This is a genomic window from Actinomadura logoneensis, from assembly GCF_003428695.1.
Taxonomy (GTDB): domain Bacteria; phylum Actinomycetota; class Actinomycetes; order Streptosporangiales; family Streptosporangiaceae; genus Spirillospora; species Spirillospora logoneensis.
On the sequence record NZ_QURH01000615.1, the window covers coordinates 1 to 2,174 of the forward strand.

The following is a 2,174-nucleotide window of genomic DNA, read 5'->3' on the forward strand; positions in this document are numbered from 1 at the left end:
GCCCGCGGGCGGCCGGGGCCGCGGGACGGGCGCGCCGCTGATCAGGGAGCGGAGGGCGGCCTCCTGCTCGCCCGCGAGACGGCCCAGCTCGGCGGCCTCGCCGCCCGCCTCCGCGCCGCGCCGCTGCACCATCGCGAGGACCTGCAGGACCGAGTCGTGGATGTCGCGGGCCAGCCGCTCGCGCTCGCGGGTGGACGCCTCCATCTCGACGGCGCGGGCGAGGCGGGCCTCGGCGTCCAGCGCCATCCGGACGACGTGCCCGACCACGAGCCCGGTGAGGACCAGCAGGACGATGTTGCCGAACGTGACCGGTCCCGGCGTGGAGGCGTTCAGCGCGTGCAGGACCAGATCGGCGGCGCCGATCACCCCGGCGGCGACCAGGCCGAGGCGGCGCCCGCCGGACACCGCCCACGCCAGCAGCGCCGCCACCACCCAGGCGACCGGGATCGTCGGACGGCCCTGCGCGATCCCGAACTCCGTCTCGACCCACGCCGTGGCGAGGACGGCGGCGACCGCGACCAGCAGGTCGGCGGCCAGCAGCGGCCAGGGCTGCCTGCGTCCGCCGCCGTAGGCGAGCGTGGCGTAGCCGGTCCACAGGGCCATCCCGGCGAACACGATCCAGGCGGCGTAGGGGCGTTCGTACTTGTCCTGGTTCCAGGCGATCAGGACGCCCGCGTAGACGAGCGCGAGGAACCGGTAGACCGCGACCGAGCGCCAGAGCGCAGCCCCGACCCCCAAGGCGTCAGTCGTCGTCGCCGTCGTCGTCGGACGACGGACGGGGCGCGCGGCCGGACAGTTCGGCCTTCACGTCGGCGGCGTACCGGTCCACGTACTCCTGGCCGGACAGCTCGCGGACGGCCATCATGATCTGGTCGGTGACCTTCCGCAGCACCTCCCGGTCGTCCTCCTGCCCGTAGTACTCGGAGAAGTCGAGCGGCTTGCCGAACCGGACCCCGGGACGGGGCCGCAGGTTGGGCAGCGCCTGGCCGGGCGGCATCAGCTCGAACGTGTTGATCATGGCCATCGGGATCACCGGCACCCGGGACGCCAGCGCCAGCCGCGCCACGCCGGTCTTGCCGCGGTACAGCCGGTTGTCGGGGGCGCGGGTGCCCTCGGGGTAGATGCCGAGCAGCTTGCCCTCGCGCAGGATCCGCAGGCCGGTCTCCAGCGCCGCCTCGGCCGCCGAGCCGCCCGTCCGGTCCACCGGGACGACGCCGACGCCGGTGAAGAACCCCTTGCTGATGAGCCCCTTGATGCCCTTGCCGGTGAAGTACTCGCGCTTGCCGATGAACAGGATCGGGCGCATCAGCGGCAGCGGGCCGAAGAAGTGGTCGGCGAACGACAGGTGGTTGCTCACCAGCAGCGCCGGGCCGCGCAGGGGGACGTTCCTCATGCCGGAGTTCTTCGGCAGCCAAACCAGGTAGAGGATCGGCGAGAGCACGATCCGCAACATGATCCAGAACCACAGCATGACGACACCTTCCTGAGGGAGATGATGGGACATCTTCCCATCTGAACGGGGTGCTGCCCACACCCCGGGCCCGCTCCGGCCGCGGCTTCGCGCGCGCGGGGGTCCCCGGGGACCGTAGGCTCTGCTGTGGAAGTACAGCAGTACCACAATCGGGTGTGCCCGAGGGCTTGTTCCGGGCGGCGCAGCGAATACCGTGGGACACACGTTTCGGGGTGTCCGGATGAGCCGCCGACCGGCGTGCCTCGTGCACGCGCGAGCGCACTCGCCGCACACAGAGTAATGGGGGAGCGGAGGCCGTCATGCCGGTGCGATCGGTCACGCAGGAGTCGAAGGAGCCGGCCCCGTGAGTCGCCGAGGCAACGGCCTGACCGCCGACACCTACGCCCCGCTGGTGGATCTCGCCCCCCATCTCGCGGACGCGATGCTCGACGCGCTGCGCGAGGCGGGCGTCGCCGCCTACGCCGCCCCGCCCGAGCAGCCCGCCGCCGAGGAGGCCCTCGACCGCCTCTACGTGGACGTCGACCTCAAGCACACCGCCGAGGGCATCCTGCGCGTCCACCTCACCCGGCTGCGCGACGCGGCGTCCCGCGGGCCGGAGGGCGTCGCGGCCGACGACCCCTCCCCCGCCGACGACGTCCCGCCCGCCCCGGCCGCCCCGTCCGACACCGAGCAGCCCGGCGCCGGGCGCGACAAGCCCGAGACC

At 73.4% G+C, this 2,174-nt stretch carries 2 protein-coding genes and 1 pseudogene; 1 reads left to right on the forward strand and 2 read right to left on the reverse strand.

Features of this window, described 5'->3' with window-relative positions:
• Positions 1–738 (reverse strand): DUF5931 domain-containing protein (locus DZF91_RS24700; protein WP_235834529.1); only part of this gene is annotated, 738 nt, incomplete at its 3' end.
• Positions 739–742: 4 nt separating this feature from the next.
• Positions 743–1,471 carry a lysophospholipid acyltransferase family protein gene (locus DZF91_RS24705; protein WP_199486858.1) on the reverse strand — a complete coding sequence of 243 codons (729 nt, stop codon included), beginning with the start codon at positions 1,469–1,471 and terminating at the stop codon, positions 743–745.
• A gap of 343 nt (positions 1,472–1,814) precedes the next feature.
• Here DZF91_RS24705 and DZF91_RS24710 point away from each other — a divergent pair.
• A pseudogene (locus tag DZF91_RS24710) lies at positions 1,815–2,174 on the forward strand (hypothetical protein); the annotation flags it as partial.